Genomic DNA, 15,598 nt, shown 5'->3' with positions numbered 1-15,598 from the left:
TTACTCCAGGTTGAATACGCGCTGAATGGTCAGCGTTAGTGATGTAATGGCCAGTGTCTGGCCTGTTTCGTTCAGCAGGCCGAGCATGAAGCCATTAACCGAGAATGGATCCGTAGGCCCGTACGTGTAGCTGATTAGGTTATGGTCGCGGTTTGATAGGTCGGTACCGGTTACCTTGACCGTGGAATTGGAACCGATGATCGTTGTGCCATCAGGGCGGCGCAGTTGTACTTTCCATTCACGGGCTGTTCCGCTGGCTCCCCCAACAGTGCCGCTCACACGAATACGAAACAGCAGCATTGATTTGCTGGTCTTGGCTGGCACCTTGTACAGCGTGGCGGTATGCGTTGAGCCCGCGTCGCTATCGGTCGATAACGTGGCGGCCAGGGATGCCAGATTGAAAAACGCACTGGCCGCGATGTTTTGCGTTCCAGTCCATGAGTAAACATCTTGCACAAAGGTTAATTGCTGGTGCGCGGCGTCAATCAGTAGCCGGGCCTCGGCTTCCGTATCAGCTTGCAGCAGCAATTTACCCAGCGGCGTTGCGCCGGTGATATCGTCAACGCTGACGGTTTGCGATTCTGGCGGTACCAGAACAACCTCCCAGCCGTTAGCCGTTAATACTTGAGTCATTGCCATCGTCTACCCCGTTAGCTCTGTTGATTTGATTCAGGATGAAATCCAGTACCGAGCGCTGCCCTGCCCGGTAACACGTTTCCCTATCCCCCTCATGGCCACCCTTCACGAAAATGGCCATGCCAAAGCGCCTGGTTAACTCATCAAGGATTTGAGGCCCGCCCGGCATTTCCTCAAATAGCCGTTTGTAATCCTCGGGCGTGATTTGCTTCTCGGTCATTGGTTACCTGCCAATCGTTGGCCGAGTGCTGCCCCGGCTTCTTGCCCTGCTGCGCTGGCTGCCTGTTGGCCCGCCTGCATCATCAGCGCCTGTTGTGCCTGCTCCTGCTGCGCTTTGGCGCGTTCATCTCGCATGCTGCTGACGTCAGAGGATGAGCGTAATACTTTGGCTGGTACGCCTAGCCCCTCAGACATAACCCGTATTGCTTCATCAGAATCCAGGTTGTCGCGCGCGTCCGGGTAAATGGCTACCAGTTGCCCGACTGATGCCGCCAACTGCTGAATCGCGGTCACATCCTCCAGTTTCTGGGCGCGCGCCAACGGTGAAATGTATTTCACGTTGAAATTGGCGGTGTTCATGCTCTCCGGAGGCGGCGGGAATACACCGGCACGCAGCGCCAGGCCAAAGCAACGGGCAACAAGGGGTTGCAGGTATTCAGCCTGGAATCGACCGTATACAGGGCCGAGCAATTGCCGGATGAGCGCCACGCGCACATGCACCTCGGTGGCAGTCATGGCCGGGCCGTCCTGCGGCTGTAGCTGGTCGGCCATCATAATTTTGCGGATAGCGCGCTGTAAGCGTTCTTCTGCTGTGAATGAGACGTTGAAGTCGGAGCCGGTGAGCAGCGGTTTCATGCTATCGACGCTGTTCGCCACAATGATTTTGCGCGGGCCCACTTTGACGGTGCGCGGGTTGAGTACGCCATCGTCCTCGGCAATCCACATGCCGGAGATAGCCAAGTCTTGCGCGGCCTTCTCCATGCGTTTTATTTCGTTCAGTTCTTTGCAGTCCGGGAGCGCGTCATACGTTGGGCCCACGCCGTAACTGGTGCCGGGTATCTTCATCCAGCGCGGAACGCAAACAGGGAATTCGTGGTACCCGGATTCGCGCACCACCTTTTTCCCGGTTACTTCCACGTTGTACGACGCAAAGCGCAGGTTTTTAGCCAGGCGCGCATTCACCACGTAGTTTGTGCGCGGGAAGATGGCGTGCAGGAATTCAAACTTATCGTCTGGTTTATCCTTCGCCGCCTTGAGTATCTTCTCACTCAGAGCATCCTCACCGAATTCGTTGATCGCCTGTTCTGCTGTGAGCTGGTAGCAGCGGTAAATGGTATCAATGATGCCGTCTTTGCGGGTGGATGCCACAAAGCACTGCGCCAGCGGCCACTGCTGGAATGAGAAACCGCCCTCATCGCGGTTCTCGTCGATGTACAGCGCGAACCAGCCAGCGCATACAACGTCAAGATTGGCCTCGTAGCCTTCTGCGTCGAAGTTGCTGGCGTGGATGTTCTCCCATACCAGGCTTGCGCATGTTGACAGCCAGGCCTTGGCATCATCAGGCAGGGATTCGCTATCGAAACTCAGCCATTGTGCGTTTGCCGGTGTCATGCCGGACATAAGCGCCGATGCAAGCATGCGGGCGCTGTCTGTCGCAGTGCCGTCCAACAGCATTGCCACCTTGGATTTAGCACTCTGAGCGTCGAGAACTTGCGTGCTGAATCCACTGCCGCGCAGCGGGTACGTGAAGTCGTAGCATTCCCGCCAGACGCTTTCATGCAACTGGCGGCCTGCTTTGAGGTTGTTCACGCGCTTTAGCAAGCGGGTGGCGATTTCGTCCATCTTAAGCCCCTAGGGTTGGTTTGCCGGTTGCGCCGGTGGCCAGCAGTGAACTACCGGAATCAGTTGCGCCGGTTGAGCCGGTGGCCAGCAGCGAGGAGCCTTTCTTGCGCTTCTTGCGTGCTGCTGCGTCTGCGTTCGCCGCTTTAGCGCCAGCGTTCGCGGCTGCGTCTGCCTCGGCTTGCGGGTCGCTCTGTACTACTTTTGGTGTTCCGCCTCCACACATGGGGGAATCTCCTACTCTGGTACGTGCCAGCCGTCTTTAGTCAGCACGGGTTTGGTTAAGGCTTTGCGCGCACCATCTTCGTTGCGCCTCATAGCCTCTGTTGCAGTCATGATGCCTTGCAGTGTTGGGTCAGTGCCTGGTGCGGTAATTGCCACCTGTGAGGCAGTCGCCTTTCTTACCAGGCTGAGGAAGTCGAGGTTATTGGTTAGCGGGTGGCCAACCTCATCAACGAAGCCGTACGCCTCGAAACGGCTGATAACATCGAAGCCAGCGGCTGACAGCGTGGAAAGTATTGCGTTACGTTCTGCCAGCGCAGTGCTATCGAGTAACGCCCCAACCTTCTGCTGCACTGTTACGCCAGCAGTGGAATCGACCTGGCCCGGATCGGCACCAATAATCGGCGCGGCGGTGTCGGTACCGGTTGCCGTGGTGGTTTCTGCGATAACCGTTGCGCCAGCGGTGGCGGCGTTCAGTTCTGCGGCGGTGTTTGCAGTCTCGGTTACTTGCTGAATGATGGCGGTGCCGGTTAAAGAATTCTCCAGCGTGGTATCAATTTCATCGGTTTTGGTTTCCTGCCCCGGCACTTCAACAGTCTTCTTAGGACGAGCCATTGCGGTTACTCCGTGGTTTGATTGAGTGGTCATCTTGAACGGGGTGTGCGGACGGAATCCCGACCAAATCAACCGCGCTTAAACGTCCACCACTGGCGATAGAGCACGGTGGGTAACTTCTTCTTGTCCAGCCCGGTTACCTGGCACCACAACGCGATAAGCGCTTCACCGTCCCCGTGTCGCGGTTCACTGCCGGATTTCCAGCCGAGCACGGCGGATTTGCTTACGCCCAATTCGTTGGCGATCTGCTGGGTTGAAATGGAGCGGCGGTTTAGGTCGGTAATGACGCGAAACCATTCAGTGCGGAAAGTGGCGACGAGAGGCATTTTTAACCCCCTAAACGCGCGCGTGCGCGAGGGTAATGCGCGATGCGCCCGCACTTCCCGCTTATCGAAAAGGGGGGTAGACAGAATATTGTTCTATCCGCCCGCGTGGCGCCCTGTGACTTTTCAGCATTTCCTGTTGTCCATAGGAGTAGAATTAAATTCTGCATTCGCGTAACTCCCCCACTTCACGTTTCACCTGTTCCAGTAAATCCAGTTCGGTACCGTAGTTTTCCTCCCATGTTTTGTGGCCAGCGTGTATAGCGACGCCGTGACCGCCTGTGCGGTGATGTTGTGGGCAAAGGGGTAATACGCTGTAGTTGCTGGCGCGCTGTCCTGCGCCCTGTCCGGTGCGGATGTGGTGGATTTCTGCGGGGGATTGGCCATAACACAGGTTGCGGCATACCACGCAACCGAGTTCCGCAACGTCAGATAACCATTCCTTTTCGGCTTTGGTTGTCATGATGCGTAATCCAGAAGCTGTGATGCGGCGTTCTCTGCGGACTGCTGGTTTGGGAATGTGCGGTACAGGATGAAATTCCACAGCACATCGATTGTGGCTTTGTAGAGTTCGGCGAACTCGATATCGTCCATCTTTGCGAATGAAATGCTTTTGGGCTCTTTGCGGATTGAGCCATCAGGCATGTGGTATTCAGTGCAGTGGCCAGATTGGATGATTACCCAGGCGCGGAATGCTTCGAATGATTTTGTGATGCTGATATTTGCGGCGCGGTTGTGTGCTACGTCTTTGAGATACTCATCAGCAGCGGATTGCAATGCGTCTTCGTTGCCAGCGTAATGAGCCAGAAATAATACGTAGCCGCGTATGAGTTCTTTATCGGCTGGCGATATTGTTCCGCCTGTCGGCTGCCAGTAGTGATAACCGAGATTCAGGAGGGAGAAGTATTTACGGTGAAATGCTGGATTGCGGGCCTGCTTGAAATCAGCATACAGAACCGCACCGAACTTCACTTTTGTTTGCAAGAATTCCCTGGCGTCCGGGGTTGCCGGTACCAGTAAACCACCTGCTGATTTTACAAATGAATACTGCGCCATAAGTTATCCCCTTTTGGCGCAGCAATTGTTCAGAATTTAAAGCGGCTAGGTGTTCAATCCAGCCCCTTAATTATAGCGTAATACCCTCGGGTGATACAACCGTATAACCTGCCATTTTCTGTATTTCTATCAATGCTTTAAATGTTAAAATGAACTCATCATCCTTAATGTCTCTTGTGCCAATTATCTGGCCATCGACAATGCGAATGGCTATGTAACAATTGACAGGGAGTGTTTTTATAAAATCTGTTACATCAACCATAAATAACCCCGGAAAATCAGATATATATAATCCCTTCCACTCCCTGCCTGCACCTAAAGCTAAGTCCTGTTTTGGTGCCTTATCAAATAGGATGTATAGATCGATAACGCGAAACCGATCGTTTTCACCGATCGATACAGAAAAATACTGTATATAAAAACAGTATCAGTAACCCGGGCATTGATCAATTATTCAATAAGAAATAATTCAAAATGCATTTAACTATATGATTGGTCTACCAATGGTAATTCCATACATGCCGCTATGAACGCTTTCGCAGCTTCTGCGTTGATGGCGTTACCATAGGCGCGAGTTCGTCCCACTCTCGCGGTAGCCCCATTAACAATCGCGGGAGTTCCGGATTCAGATAGCCAGGCTTTCCAATTTGACGCTGCATGAATTCTTGTAAATTCACTCCACGCGGATGCAATTTCCGGCGTTCTAGGTTTTCCATACTCATCCCACCTCTGTAGTCTCGGGCTATCGGCGTGGGTAGCGCAGAAATAGAGCCTTGTCCTGATATCCGTCGCACCGACGCCGCAAGCTGGGAATACTGACGCCCCGCAGGCGTAACCCTGGCTTTCCAACTCATCGAATAAATTATCGAGCCATCCGCTATTAATTGCGTTTTTAACCTGCTCTCCAAAGATTTCTGGAGGGCGGCGCTCTTTGATGAGATCGAGCCAGATTGGTGCAAGGTGTCTTTCATCTTGCTGGCCCGCCTGCTTTCCAGCGACGCTAAAAGGCTGGCACGGGCAAGAGCCAGTCCAGGCGGGACGATCGTCAGGCCATCCGGCTTGGCGCAGTGAGTAGCTCCAGACTCCGATACCGGCGAAGAAATGGCATTGGGTATAGTTTTTAATGTCATCGGGTTTTACGTCCACGATCGAGCGTTCATCAACATCACCGGGCGCAATATGCCCGGCTGCGATCAGGTTCCTGAGCCATTGCGCGGCGAATGGGTCGATTTCGTTGTAGTAAGCGCCACGCATATCACTCCCCCTTAACGAATATGATCCAGTGTGTCTTGTCTGCCTTGCCGGTACGCTGCCAGATGGCTGGCTGCTCATCCGTCAATACGATTATTTGGCTCACGGGTATCTGGGTTTCCGCCCATTTGAATATCAAAACGCCGTGAGGCCTCAGCACGCGAAATGCTTCTGAAAACCCAGCCCGGATATCATCACGCCAAGTATCGCGATTTAGCTTCCCGTACTTCTTCCCCTGCCACCCATTTGGCCCAGCGCGATCAAGGTGCGGCGGATCGAAAACAACAACTGGAAAAAAAGCATCGGCAAAGGGAAGCGCGCGAAAGTCAGCTATTACGTCAGGGCTTACTACCAACGGGCGACCGTCACACAACGTATGTTCCTCATTGCGGATATCACAAAACACAGCGCGTGGATCAGCCCTATCAAACCAGAACATGCGGGAACCACAACAAACGTCAAGGATCGCCCTACTCTTCATAATCATAGAATCACCACCAATGCATAAATACAGGCCACCAGCACTGCCACATAGCAGCCCAAAAACACCCACACCCCGATTGATAATTTGCGTAATTTCATTCTGCTAACCCCGATTCTCTTTGCGATCACGCCAGTAATTCAGGCGCGCCCTGAAATGCTCCCGGTATTTTTCCGGCACCTCTTCAATCGCGATCAGTACCTTTGTGCGGACGATCTTCCCCGCGTACAGGTCTTTGATTAATCCGCTGGCGCGCAGGTCGAGATTTTCCAGATCCCGATATTCCTGCGGCCAGGCTCCGCGATTGAACGGTAAGCCGGGCGGGAGGTAATCCGATTGCCCGGCCATGGGTTACCTCAACGCTTTGGCGCCGCGATCCGAGTTAACGTAAAACTGTGGATCGACGCGGGTTAAGGTGAACTCCGGTACCGGTTTTTCATGGCGCGTAATTTCGCAGTGGGGGGATTTCAGCATCGCGGTGATTCGAGCCTGTAGAACATGCCGGGTTAATCCGTGTCCGGGGGCTTGCGCATCAAGTGCGGCCAAGATGCTGGAATGCGATAGGGTTTTTCCAAGCATGATCGCCACCAGCTTTTCGCCGGGAAATCCTGCCTTCTTGGCTTTCTTCGCTGCGGGCTTACTGGCCACAGGCTTACGGGAGAACTTCGGCTGCATGACTTGAACCGGTACCGGCGCAGGTACAAACGCGGAACGGGTGCTGGCGCGGGCATTGGCATTCATGCGCCAGATGATCAGTGCGGTGTAATCACAGCCATCATCAACAACGTACGGGGCGTTTGGATAAACGATTTCAGTGTGCATAGGTCTTTCCTTTGGTTTTTAGCGCTGGTCAGGCGCGGTTAGAATTCTTCGGTGGTTTTTTTGTCTTTGGCATATCGCTTTGATTTTTCTTGGCCAGTCTGTGATCGGCGTTGTGCCTCCTCGGGTGAAATGTCTTTGATATATCCGTCAACCATCAGGGCGTGCGCGGTACCGCTGGCCCCTTCCCTGTTTAACCTCAGGATGAGTTCCATCAGTTGCGGGTCTGAGTTCTTGTTGTAAACCGCATCGCGGTACAGGCCGATCCAGACGTCGCAATCCTGCTCTATCTGCCCTGTGTCTTTACTGTCGCTCGGTACCGGCCGCTTATCGGCGCGTTCTTCTAGTTTGCGGTTGAGCTGTGTCAGCAACAGCACTACGCAATCCATTTCTTTAGCCAGGTCTTTTAACCCGGTGGTGATATCGCCGTAGGCAATATCGCGGCGCTCTGCGGCTTCCGCTTTCATCAGTGTGAGGTAGTCGATCGCTATCAGGCCGATGGCGCCGCGCAGGCGTTTTATCTTCCTGCTTTCGGCTACGACGTGCGCCAGCGTCACGCCCGGCGTGCTGTCGATCATCAGGTTGGATTCGGATAGCTCCATCGCCTTGGCTATTGCCCGCGACATATCGCTATCATCGTTGGCACCCACGTAGAAAATTTCAGACTTAACGCCAGCTTCCTGAGCGACCATGCGCTCGATGATCCCCCGGTCGGTCATTTCCAGGCTGAAAACCAGCGTCGGCAAACGGTGATTCAGTGCAAAGTGAGTGGCTATTTTGTTGTATACGGCTGTTTTACCCATTTTTGGACGAGCACCGATCACAACGAGCGAACCGCGCAAGGCCTGTTTCGGGAACATCACCTGGTCAAGGCTTGCGATACCCAGCGTTAAACCGGCTGCGTTCGTCGGATCCTCAAATCGACGGCTGATATCATTCACCCACTCCTCGATAATCTCCCCAGCCGGACGCAGGCCGCCGCGCTTGCCCGTTCTGGCATGATCTGTAACGGCGGTGATCATCTGCTGCACGCTGGCCAGCTTGTTTGCTGCGTCCATGCCGTTATTTGTGCTCACCATCTCGATGCAGGCATGCAGCTTTTCGAGTGCATACCGCAAAACCGCTTTTTCACGGACGGCATGCGCGTAGCTGGTCATGGCGTGAACGCTGGATTTGCGCCCGGTTTCGGCCAGGTAAGCAAAGCCGCCCACCTGTTCAAGTAGCCCTTTGCTTTCCAGCGCATCGCTCAGGCTGATCAGGTCGGTAGGCTTGTGGGCGTTGGTTAGCGCACGGATCTCTTTGAAAATCGCCCTGTGAGCGGCAAGGTAGAACGATTCAGGCTTTAACAGCCCAAACACTGTGATCGCCCTGTCCTCTTCGGTGTTGTGCATCAGGCTGCCAAGAATGGCCTGTTCGAGATCGACGCTGTACGGAACCTGAGGGAGATTATCGATCATTGGCGCGTTCCTCTTTCACGGCGACATAGCAGCGCTCAGTAACCAGGTAATCCAGGTTCTTGCGTTTCCAGAAACCATCCCTGCCATTTGGCCGATCCTCAAGCATCCAGCGACAGTGTTTGCCGATATAGCGCAAATACGCCTCCCAGCGCTCCTGGTTGAATTTAAATTTCTTCCAGAAGTTACGTATGGTTTTCTTGCGTGCGTCGGTCAGTACGCGAACCTCTGCCATTTCTGGCAGGATTTCGTGATAGGCGTCGAGTATCACCTGGTAATTCATTCGATCATCGACTGGCGGTTGTTGGGGGTCAGCGTCAGCTGATCCACTATCAATAGGTTCTTTTACTGGTTCTAAAGAGTGACTGGTTCTGGGTGCAGCTCCTGCACCATCCCCTGGTGCAGCATTTGCACCATAGGGTGCAGGAGATTCACCATAGGGTGCAGCATTTGCACCCTGCTTTTTTAAGGTGATGTGATAAATATTTGACCGATTAAGGCCGTTCTCTGCCTTCCGTGTTTCCACGCGCACGAAGCCATCTTTCACCAAGTGCTGGATATGGTTCTGTACAGAACGCTCTGAGATTTCACACTGTTCTGCGATGTAGGCCACCGATGGCCAGCATTCCCCCTGATCGTTGGCATTATCGGCCAGCTTGATCAGCACCAGCTTACGCAGTGGATTACCTACCTTGATGCTCATGGCTTGCGCCATCAGGTTCATGCTCATAATCAGACCCCCAGCGCCTTGGCTATCTGGCGGCAGGCTTCCTGGTACTGCTCCGGCGTTAATTGGAAATCGCGCAGCGCTGCCTTGCTCTGCTCGTATCGCTCCCAAATTGACAGGGCCGCAACGCGTCGCCCTTCGAATATGGGTTCGATTTCTTCTGGCGGTACCGGATTACCGTTTAACCGGTACCCGTTACACCATGTGATCCTGTCGATGGAGTTCAGCATATTGATCTTTCCTAAAACGGTCGGTTAAACGCTGGTCAGGCGCTGGGTGTTCTGCAAAGCGTGTAGCGCTCCGGCAATCTGCTGGTGTGTATCGTTGGCTCCCAGCAGGATCGCGATAATAGCGGCTGCAAACTCACGTATGGCCACAGACAGTAAATATTGAGTCGTTACCCCACCCAGGCGCGCCCGGCGCTCTGTCGGCAGTGCTGCGGCCATTGCGTCGGCCAGTTCGCGGATCTTCGCCCTGGATGCTTTAGTCTCACCACGCAGCCAGCGAAAAATCGCTTGTCGATTGGTGTTGATCGCCTGGTGGTCAGCAACGCCGTTCTGCTCAATCGGGTACAGCTTCACGATTTTTGAATCGACACCAGAAAGCAGCCATTGTTTGCTGATCTCAATGGCTACACGTTCCTGCCCGCTTTCCACCGCCCATCCGGCGATCTCGTCTTTCAGTTTTTCGATGTCCACTTCTTCGCGTCTCCTGTCGCTTTTTGATTACGCGTAATCAGATTTCTGGGGGTGAACAGCTTTAAGCTGCACCTGTTTGCTGGCCTTGGTACAACGCTGGATCGTATTTCAAAGCACCGTTTGTAATGCGTTCCAGACGGGCGGCACGGCGCTCGGGAATAACATCCCCCCAGCGCGATACAGACGCCTGAGAGACACCAGCGGCTTTGGCCAGCTTGGTTTTACTGCCAAAGAACGCGATTGCTTTTTCTTTTAACACGCTTACCTCCTGTTATTAACTTTGATTTGGACTTTATGACTTAACAAATGCTAAGTCAATATAATTTATATTAACCCCTATGAAAAACGAAAGGCTGAACGAGCGTATTAGAGCGCGTAGAACTGAGCTTCACATGTCTCAGCAGAAACTTGCTGATACAGTGAAGGTTTCGCACGTCACAATTTTTAAGTGGGAGAATGGCGAGACTGAGCCGAAAGGTAAGAATCTGTTCGCGCTAGGTAAGGCGCTCAAGTGCTCCCCCACTTGGCTTCTCTACGGCGATGAGAATAGCGCCCCAACCCCAGCGGATGAATTGCCAACAGAGCTTGATGAAAGACAGCAGAAGCTATTAGAGCTATTCGACTCCCTTCCTGAATCAGAAAAAGAGCTGCACATAGCGGATCTCGAACTAAAAGTTGATGGATTCAACAAATTGTTTGAAGAACTGCTCATGGCAAGAAAAAATTCAAAGAAAAAATAAAGTTAATTCAATAAATTACCCACTCCAAACCACTTAACTTAACTTTTTGTAAGTTATTTTTGTTGACCATTAACTTACCTTTGGTTAAGCTCATTCCCATCAACAGCGCAAACCATGCAGCGGTTGTTCAGATAACAAGTTCTGACAGCGGGAAAGACCGCAAAGATTTGGGGTGTTGTGGCGATGGAGAACCAATTCCGGTCGCACAGGGGTGAGGAATTCAGATTACCACGCCACAGCAGCCCAAGCGTTACACCATGTGGCTGACGGTCGTAACTCCCGCAAGGGTAAAGCGACGCCGGAAAGCGTAACCGGCACCTAATTTGATTTGGAACGCTCCCCACCAGAAATGGTGTGTTCTCTGCGCCCCGTAGGGAGTTCACGGGCCAGCCGGCCAAGGCGCGTAAACGGGCAAGCCTGATGCTCGATAAACCTGGTTAAACAGTGCCGTCCGCTCCACGTTACGGAGCACCACAATCAAAGAGCGTGGGCGTGAAAAACTGAAATCTGCCGCCAGCAAAGTAACCCGAAACCCAATCGGGCTGGCAATAGTGTAGGTGGCCCGCTCTTTTTGATTGTGGTGAATGCGCAGGCAAAGCGCCGGTAAGTTTAGCGGGTTTTTTGACCTCATTTTGACCCAAGCCGCACCGGTTGTCTGGCTGACTAAACGCCTAAGTGACAACAAGCCGGACATGCACCGGCCACCACAAACTACGTATCCACAGCGGGAAAGTGTGGACTAGGAAAGACCAGCGGCCTAACCAGCCGTGATCGGCACCTGACCAGTGCTAACCGTGGAAAGACCAAGCCTCACCAGGGCACGGTCGCAGAACCTGACCAGTGACGCGACGCCGGATAACGTAACCGGCAACCTAATTCCAGAAAGTAAAAAGCCCGCACAAGGCGGGCTAGTTACCCGGTTTTACATCCCGGGTGATGGTTGAAGGCGACCAAACCTTCAACGGGTGCCGGGAACCACCCCGGCCGTTCTAGGAAAGACCAACGGCTTACGCCACTGATCTGTTAAATATTATATCGGAGTTGCTATGAAAGCACTACAGATACCCGTCACGCTGTACATCCATGCGCTTACGCGCCCTCTGCTATCTCAAGCTGAATTGCCTTACCTTATTTCATCTGTGGATATGTCAGATGTATACGATTCGTGCGTTCTGCTTGAAACCCGCACTATCAACGTTGAAGTAATCGAACCTGAGCCGATCGACGTTATCGGCAAACAGATTGAAGCCCTGCGCACTCAGAAAGAGCGCATTGCGGCTGAATCCCACCGCCAGCAGGCAATCATCGACGACAAAATTCAGCAGTTGCTGTGCATCGACCATTCACCGGTTGATGAACACGATCTGCCGTATTGAGGTGAGCAATGGAAATCAAATCAGCAATTGAAATGATCACCGCCGCGGGCCTCTCTGTTTTCGAACGTGAAAACAACTGCGATTCCAGTAGTGGCACAAAGCACCTCACTATTATTGGCGGAAAGCGTCGAGTTGAGTTCTATCCAACCACTGGCATGGTTTATTCCAATGCGGTGAAGGGGGAGTATCAAGCTGTGCGTTTGCCGAAAGCCGGCATTAGGGTAGCTATTCGCCTAGCGAAAACCGGCCAATAACACCGCGCCTGACCAGCGCTTAACCAACCATAGGAAGGATCAACATGCCTATATTCACTGTCGGCTTTGAGCCGAAACCAAAAGCAGTAGCCAGCGGGGCCGTTTCGATGGCCGTTGCTATCGATGCAAAAAATGCAAAACTGGCGGTAATGAAAGCCATCACATTAATGGAAGAAGAGTTTCCCGACTCAAGCGATAACTTCCTGAAACCTAAAGTCTGCGCCGATCGCGTTGGACTGCCCCGCCCACCCATTGGACAATTCAGTACTCACTGGATGACAGAGGTTTTCTGGAACGAGGAAACCAAAGAGTTCAACACTCTACCAACAACCGAAACTGATGAGGTGCCAACCGGCCCTGTCGATTTAATGCAGCAACCGGCAAACGTTCGGATCGCCGCCGTTGTGATGTACGGTGAGGGTGAGATCGATAACAATCAGCTTTCGCTGGTTGTCGATATGCTCAACGATGAAGATACGCCGGATGATACCGGCATGCGCAGCGTGATCGAGGCGCTAACGTCCGTCACTCAAGTGGGCTGCATGTATCCCAGCGCCATTTATCGCTTGGTTTCAGCCATATTTAAACAGGCCGGTGGTTCCGTTCCGGCCAAGGCTGACATATTAGCTTTTGCGCAGGAGTGGGTAAGTAACCCGAGTGAGCGGGAAGGAATAAAACTTGGTCAGTATTCAGAGACCAGCGTCAGCACTGATTCAAAACCGATTGGTCGCGCATTCAAGCAAACTTTTGAAACTCTTGATGTGGAAATAGCATGCGCCCTATTTCCTGGTGATTTCGACATTTATAACATTCCTGGTGCCATTCACCGCCGCGCCAAAGAGATAGTTGCGGAAGATCGGGAGGATTGGAAATGCTGGTCAATGGCACTGCGCACAACAAAAAATATCAAGAGTTATGATCGTGCGACTATTTTTGGCGTCGTCCGTAATGCCCCATCAGAAGATACTCACCACTTCCCTGATTCTTTTAGGCGCTACATTGATAGCTATCTTAGTGAGCACGGGGTATGGGAACCTGGATATCAGCAGGATGAAAAACCACTTGAGGTGCAAAGTCTCGGAAATGGTCATTTTTCCGTTGATGGCCTAGTAGGCGATGCCGCCTCAAATGAAGTCGAAAAAACGGAAGTGGCCACCACTAACCAGGTTAGCGATGAGACGGCGCAGCAGGCCAAAGAAACCCTGGATCAATTGGGGTATGGCGTATACGCAACCGAACCCGGTAGTAAATCTGAGCACCTGCAACGCGCTGAAAAGACGCTGGCCGATGTTACCGAGCTGGTTACGCAGTTAAAAGCCGATGATTTCGAGCAGCGTGCAAATTTGCTCGAGCAATTTTTTGCAGAACAGCAGCAGTCCGCCCTTGATAACCTTGATATCTGGAACAGGGTTTATAAGACCGATCCCAAGCATACAAAAGCGTTTGCTAATAACGGTGGCGGGACGTCGATCAATGGTACCTACATGGTTATGCAGGCTACCAAGGTTTTCGGCCCTCAGGGGATTAACTGGCGCGTTGAGGTTATCGAGGAACGGTTTGATGATGGTGCGCCAATTATGCGATCAGTTAAGCAGCAGGACGGCAATTACCTGAAAGAGATGATCCCCAATGGCGCAGGCGGTTATCTGTGTGAAGTTAATCACACGGTAAGAATAAACCTGATCTTTGAGCACGCAGGGAAAAAAGGCGTGATCCCTGCTTACGGCTGCACACCATACATTCAATCCACCAAAAATGGCGTTGTTAGCGATGGTGAAGCGCCTAAAAAATCGCTGACCGACGCCACCAAAAAAGCGCTTTCACAGCTTGGTTTCTCCGCTGACGTGTTCCTCGGTTTGTATGACGATGTTAACTACCGGGAGGAGAATAAGGCTGAATTTGCAGTCAAGAACGCCAGTGATAAGGCCGAGGGTGTAACCAGGCTACGTGAAGAACTGGACGAGAAGTTAACCAAGGTCGCTGAAACACTCAGCAAGGCTGTGACAATTAACGAGGCCAGCAAGATTCACGGCTCCATCGCGCGTGAAATTGAAGCCTATCGAAAAGCAGCCGAAGCCAAGGGCGACACAGATCACGCCAAGTACTTGGCCGGACGCCTGCGCCGCCTCACCGTTCTGAAAGATGAACGTATCAAAGCCCTTTCCACTTCCGAGGAGAAAGTCCAATGAGCATTACAGCCATCGCATTAGCATCCGATTACGCCAAGCTGCAAGAATTGGTTGAAACCTCCGACGAACTGACGCCGGAAATGATCGCAGATACCTTGGAGGGCATCGAGGGCGCGTTAGGCGATAAACTTGATGCCGCTTATACCTACGTTCGCAACCTTGAAGGGCTGGCAAAGACCGTTGACGAAGAAGTTAAGCGCCTAGCAGATCGTAAAAAGTCATTCGAGAATCGCGCTAAATCCATTCGCCAATATGTGCTTAATTGCCTGCTGGCATCCGGTAAGAACAATTTAAAAACCGTGGCTAACACGTTCACGGTTCGAAAAGGCTCTGCGAGTATTGTGATCGACAACGTTGATCTATTGCCAGATGAGGTGGTAACCGTTGAAACCCTTATCACACCAGACAAGAAGAAAATCAAAGAGGCTATTGAGAAAGCCAAAGCGGCCGCCGAGGAAATTATTGCTTTGGGGGAGGAGCTGCCAACAGAGCTGCTCAACCCTGTTCCTGGTGCTCGTATCGATATCGGCGAACGTACGCTGCAAGTGAGGTAACACGATGCTCAGACGAAACCAAAAGCGTGGGCAGCCAACTTACATCACGCTGCCAGACGGACGCACCGGTACCATCCGCACCGATCGCCGCTGTGATGTTGAATACGAGCTGCCGGACGATGTGAAGATCAGCAGCACCCCACCACCGAAATTGATTAAGCCTAATCAGACCCGATAGCCCTTCACCTGCATTGTGGCGACCCTCTCAATAACCGGGAAACCACAATGCAGGTATGGAAACCAGGCGCGCGCCTACTCTCCGATTTTGATATCAAGATAGGCCGCCTTAGCGCCAGCGTACGGAAAAAACAACTCACAGAAGATGATATCACCCGCGCGTGTCGTGTGACCGACGACGCAATCG

24 protein-coding genes are annotated in these 15,598 nt (G+C 52.6%); 6 read left to right on the top strand and 18 right to left on the bottom strand.

Going from position 1 to position 15,598, the window contains the following annotated elements; genetic code table 11:
• The 18 genes from AC2A1E_RS01200 to AC2A1E_RS01115 all read right to left on the bottom strand — a co-directional run bounded on the left by AC2A1E_RS01200 (window position 1) and on the right by AC2A1E_RS01115 (window position 10,380).
• Complete coding sequence (locus AC2A1E_RS01200; RefSeq protein WP_484382188.1) at window positions 1-639, bottom strand: protease; 639 nt, start codon at window positions 637-639, stop codon at window positions 1-3.
• Window positions 611-856 (bottom strand): Bbp19 family protein, encoded by a 246-nt coding sequence (locus AC2A1E_RS01195; protein WP_484382187.1) that lies wholly within the window; start codon window positions 854-856, stop codon window positions 611-613. The genes AC2A1E_RS01200 and AC2A1E_RS01195 overlap by 29 nt, the downstream gene beginning before the upstream one ends.
• Window positions 853-2,478: a portal protein gene (locus tag AC2A1E_RS01190; protein ID WP_484382186.1), complete on the bottom strand. Its 1,626-nt coding sequence runs from the start codon at window positions 2,476-2,478 to the stop codon at window positions 853-855. Before AC2A1E_RS01190 ends, AC2A1E_RS01195 begins: the two co-directional genes overlap by 4 nt.
• Before the next feature lies 1 nt (window position 2,479).
• Window positions 2,480-2,701 carry a hypothetical protein gene (locus AC2A1E_RS01185; RefSeq protein ID WP_459398845.1) on the bottom strand — a complete coding sequence of 74 codons (222 nt, stop codon included), beginning with the start codon at window positions 2,699-2,701 and terminating at the stop codon, window positions 2,480-2,482.
• An 11-nt stretch (window positions 2,702-2,712) separates the two neighbouring features.
• Complete coding sequence (locus AC2A1E_RS01180; protein ID WP_484382185.1) at window positions 2,713-3,312, bottom strand: hypothetical protein; 600 nt, start codon at window positions 3,310-3,312, stop codon at window positions 2,713-2,715.
• A 68-nt stretch (window positions 3,313-3,380) separates the two neighbouring features.
• Entirely contained in the window at window positions 3,381-3,638 is a 258-nt protein-coding gene (locus tag AC2A1E_RS01175) for a hypothetical protein (protein ID WP_484382184.1), read from the bottom strand.
• Between the two features lie 154 nt (window positions 3,639-3,792).
• Window positions 3,793-4,098: a Ref family recombination enhancement nuclease gene (locus AC2A1E_RS01170; protein WP_484382183.1), complete on the bottom strand. Its 306-nt coding sequence runs from the start codon at window positions 4,096-4,098 to the stop codon at window positions 3,793-3,795.
• On the bottom strand, window positions 4,095-4,691 hold the full coding sequence (locus tag AC2A1E_RS01165; RefSeq protein ID WP_484382182.1) for a DUF1367 family protein: 597 nt from the start codon (window positions 4,689-4,691) through the stop codon (window positions 4,095-4,097). Before AC2A1E_RS01165 ends, AC2A1E_RS01170 begins: the two co-directional genes overlap by 4 nt.
• Before the next feature lie 70 nt (window positions 4,692-4,761).
• Window positions 4,762-4,953: a hypothetical protein gene (locus AC2A1E_RS01160; RefSeq protein WP_484382181.1), complete on the bottom strand. Its 192-nt coding sequence runs from the start codon at window positions 4,951-4,953 to the stop codon at window positions 4,762-4,764.
• Window positions 4,954-5,171: 218 nt separating this feature from the next.
• Window positions 5,172-5,945, bottom strand: coding sequence for a DNA cytosine methyltransferase (locus AC2A1E_RS01155; RefSeq protein WP_484382180.1), 774 nt, complete (start codon window positions 5,943-5,945; stop codon window positions 5,172-5,174).
• A gap of 1 nt (window position 5,946) precedes the next feature.
• Window positions 5,947-6,423 (bottom strand): class I SAM-dependent methyltransferase, encoded by a 477-nt coding sequence (locus tag AC2A1E_RS01150; RefSeq protein WP_484382238.1) that lies wholly within the window; start codon window positions 6,421-6,423, stop codon window positions 5,947-5,949.
• Window positions 6,424-6,528: 105 nt separating this feature from the next.
• Window positions 6,529-6,771, bottom strand: coding sequence for a hypothetical protein (locus tag AC2A1E_RS01145; RefSeq protein ID WP_459398852.1), 243 nt, complete (start codon window positions 6,769-6,771; stop codon window positions 6,529-6,531).
• Between the two features lie 3 nt (window positions 6,772-6,774).
• Window positions 6,775-7,245, bottom strand: coding sequence for a hypothetical protein (locus AC2A1E_RS01140; RefSeq protein WP_484382179.1), 471 nt, complete (start codon window positions 7,243-7,245; stop codon window positions 6,775-6,777).
• Window positions 7,246-7,283: 38 nt separating this feature from the next.
• Window positions 7,284-8,699, bottom strand: coding sequence for a DnaB-like helicase C-terminal domain-containing protein (locus AC2A1E_RS01135; RefSeq protein WP_484382178.1), 1,416 nt, complete (start codon window positions 8,697-8,699; stop codon window positions 7,284-7,286).
• Entirely contained in the window at window positions 8,689-9,426 is a 738-nt protein-coding gene (locus AC2A1E_RS01130; protein ID WP_484382177.1) for a helix-turn-helix domain-containing protein, read from the bottom strand. Before AC2A1E_RS01130 ends, AC2A1E_RS01135 begins: the two co-directional genes overlap by 11 nt.
• Window positions 9,427-9,428: 2 nt before the next feature.
• The gene (locus AC2A1E_RS01125) at window positions 9,429-9,653 is read right to left on the bottom strand and encodes a hypothetical protein (protein WP_484382176.1); all 225 of its coding nucleotides are present in this window, start codon (window positions 9,651-9,653) and stop codon (window positions 9,429-9,431) included.
• Window positions 9,654-9,677: 24 nt separating this feature from the next.
• Window positions 9,678-10,121, bottom strand: coding sequence for a toxin YdaT family protein (locus tag AC2A1E_RS01120; protein ID WP_484382175.1), 444 nt, complete (start codon window positions 10,119-10,121; stop codon window positions 9,678-9,680).
• Window positions 10,122-10,182: 61 nt separating this feature from the next.
• Window positions 10,183-10,380, bottom strand: a complete 198-nt coding sequence (locus AC2A1E_RS01115) for a Cro/CI family transcriptional regulator (RefSeq protein ID WP_484382174.1) — start codon at window positions 10,378-10,380, stop codon at window positions 10,183-10,185.
• Window positions 10,381-10,459: 79 nt separating this feature from the next.
• Between AC2A1E_RS01115 and AC2A1E_RS01110 the strand changes: the two genes are divergently transcribed.
• The 6 genes from AC2A1E_RS01110 to AC2A1E_RS01085 all read left to right on the top strand — a co-directional run bounded on the left by AC2A1E_RS01110 (window position 10,460) and on the right by AC2A1E_RS01085 (window position 15,412).
• Window positions 10,460-10,861 carry a helix-turn-helix domain-containing protein gene (locus AC2A1E_RS01110; protein ID WP_484382173.1) on the top strand — a complete coding sequence of 134 codons (402 nt, stop codon included), beginning with the start codon at window positions 10,460-10,462 and terminating at the stop codon, window positions 10,859-10,861.
• A gap of 1,046 nt (window positions 10,862-11,907) precedes the next feature.
• Window positions 11,908-12,237: a hypothetical protein gene (locus AC2A1E_RS01105; RefSeq protein ID WP_484382172.1), complete on the top strand. Its 330-nt coding sequence runs from the start codon at window positions 11,908-11,910 to the stop codon at window positions 12,235-12,237.
• Window positions 12,238-12,245: 8 nt separating this feature from the next.
• Entirely contained in the window at window positions 12,246-12,491 is a 246-nt protein-coding gene (locus tag AC2A1E_RS01100; RefSeq protein ID WP_484382171.1) for a hypothetical protein, read from the top strand.
• Window positions 12,492-12,535: 44 nt separating this feature from the next.
• Window positions 12,536-14,680, top strand: a complete 2,145-nt coding sequence (locus AC2A1E_RS01095; protein WP_484382170.1) for a hypothetical protein — start codon at window positions 12,536-12,538, stop codon at window positions 14,678-14,680.
• On the top strand, window positions 14,677-15,234 hold the full coding sequence (locus AC2A1E_RS01090; protein WP_484382169.1) for a siphovirus Gp157 family protein: 558 nt from the start codon (window positions 14,677-14,679) through the stop codon (window positions 15,232-15,234). The genes AC2A1E_RS01095 and AC2A1E_RS01090 overlap by 4 nt, the downstream gene beginning before the upstream one ends.
• A 4-nt stretch (window positions 15,235-15,238) precedes the next feature.
• Complete coding sequence (locus AC2A1E_RS01085) at window positions 15,239-15,412, top strand: hypothetical protein (RefSeq protein ID WP_197091755.1); 174 nt, start codon at window positions 15,239-15,241, stop codon at window positions 15,410-15,412.
• Window positions 15,413-15,598: the final 186 nt, after the last annotated feature.

The sequence above is a fragment of the Serratia sp. HNCC26DJ206 genome (assembly GCF_057180605.1).
The sequence above is the reverse complement of the archived record's forward strand: the minus strand, read 5'-3'. Positions and strand labels throughout refer to the sequence as shown.

Excerpts from the sequence above, each read along its gene's own strand:
- AC2A1E_RS01155 (WP_484382180.1), bottom strand. The coding sequence starts at position 5,945 with ATGCGTGGCGCTTACTACAACGAAATCGACCCATTCGCCGCGCAATGG.
- AC2A1E_RS01180 (WP_484382185.1), bottom strand. The coding sequence starts at position 3,312 with ATGGCTCGTCCTAAGAAGACTGTTGAAGTGCCGGGGCAGGAAACCAAA.
- AC2A1E_RS01200 (WP_484382188.1), bottom strand. The coding sequence starts at position 639 with ATGGCAATGACTCAAGTATTAACGGCTAACGGCTGGGAGGTTGTTCTG.
- AC2A1E_RS01100 (WP_484382171.1), top strand. The coding sequence starts at position 12,246 with ATGGAAATCAAATCAGCAATTGAAATGATCACCGCCGCGGGCCTCTCT.
- AC2A1E_RS01175 (WP_484382184.1), bottom strand. The coding sequence starts at position 3,638 with ATGCCTCTCGTCGCCACTTTCCGCACTGAATGGTTTCGCGTCATTACC.
- AC2A1E_RS01185 (WP_459398845.1), bottom strand. The coding sequence starts at position 2,701 with ATGTGTGGAGGCGGAACACCAAAAGTAGTACAGAGCGACCCGCAAGCC.
- AC2A1E_RS01165 (WP_484382182.1), bottom strand. The coding sequence starts at position 4,691 with ATGGCGCAGTATTCATTTGTAAAATCAGCAGGTGGTTTACTGGTACCG.
- AC2A1E_RS01085 (WP_197091755.1), top strand. The coding sequence starts at position 15,239 with ATGCTCAGACGAAACCAAAAGCGTGGGCAGCCAACTTACATCACGCTG.
- AC2A1E_RS01110 (WP_484382173.1), top strand. The coding sequence starts at position 10,460 with ATGAAAAACGAAAGGCTGAACGAGCGTATTAGAGCGCGTAGAACTGAG.
- AC2A1E_RS01140 (WP_484382179.1), bottom strand. The coding sequence starts at position 7,245 with ATGCACACTGAAATCGTTTATCCAAACGCCCCGTACGTTGTTGATGAT.
- AC2A1E_RS01160 (WP_484382181.1), bottom strand. The coding sequence starts at position 4,953 with ATGGTTGATGTAACAGATTTTATAAAAACACTCCCTGTCAATTGTTAC.
- AC2A1E_RS01125 (WP_484382176.1), bottom strand. The coding sequence starts at position 9,653 with ATGCTGAACTCCATCGACAGGATCACATGGTGTAACGGGTACCGGTTA.
- AC2A1E_RS01135 (WP_484382178.1), bottom strand. The coding sequence starts at position 8,699 with ATGATCGATAATCTCCCTCAGGTTCCGTACAGCGTCGATCTCGAACAG.
- AC2A1E_RS01105 (WP_484382172.1), top strand. The coding sequence starts at position 11,908 with ATGAAAGCACTACAGATACCCGTCACGCTGTACATCCATGCGCTTACG.
- AC2A1E_RS01090 (WP_484382169.1), top strand. The coding sequence starts at position 14,677 with ATGAGCATTACAGCCATCGCATTAGCATCCGATTACGCCAAGCTGCAA.
- AC2A1E_RS01170 (WP_484382183.1), bottom strand. The coding sequence starts at position 4,098 with ATGACAACCAAAGCCGAAAAGGAATGGTTATCTGACGTTGCGGAACTC.
- AC2A1E_RS01095 (WP_484382170.1), top strand. The coding sequence starts at position 12,536 with ATGCCTATATTCACTGTCGGCTTTGAGCCGAAACCAAAAGCAGTAGCC.
- AC2A1E_RS01145 (WP_459398852.1), bottom strand. The coding sequence starts at position 6,771 with ATGGCCGGGCAATCGGATTACCTCCCGCCCGGCTTACCGTTCAATCGC.
- AC2A1E_RS01150 (WP_484382238.1), bottom strand. The coding sequence starts at position 6,423 with ATGAAGAGTAGGGCGATCCTTGACGTTTGTTGTGGTTCCCGCATGTTC.
- AC2A1E_RS01195 (WP_484382187.1), bottom strand. The coding sequence starts at position 856 with ATGACCGAGAAGCAAATCACGCCCGAGGATTACAAACGGCTATTTGAG.
- AC2A1E_RS01190 (WP_484382186.1), bottom strand. The coding sequence starts at position 2,478 with ATGGACGAAATCGCCACCCGCTTGCTAAAGCGCGTGAACAACCTCAAA.
- AC2A1E_RS01130 (WP_484382177.1), bottom strand. The coding sequence starts at position 9,426 with ATGAGCATGAACCTGATGGCGCAAGCCATGAGCATCAAGGTAGGTAAT.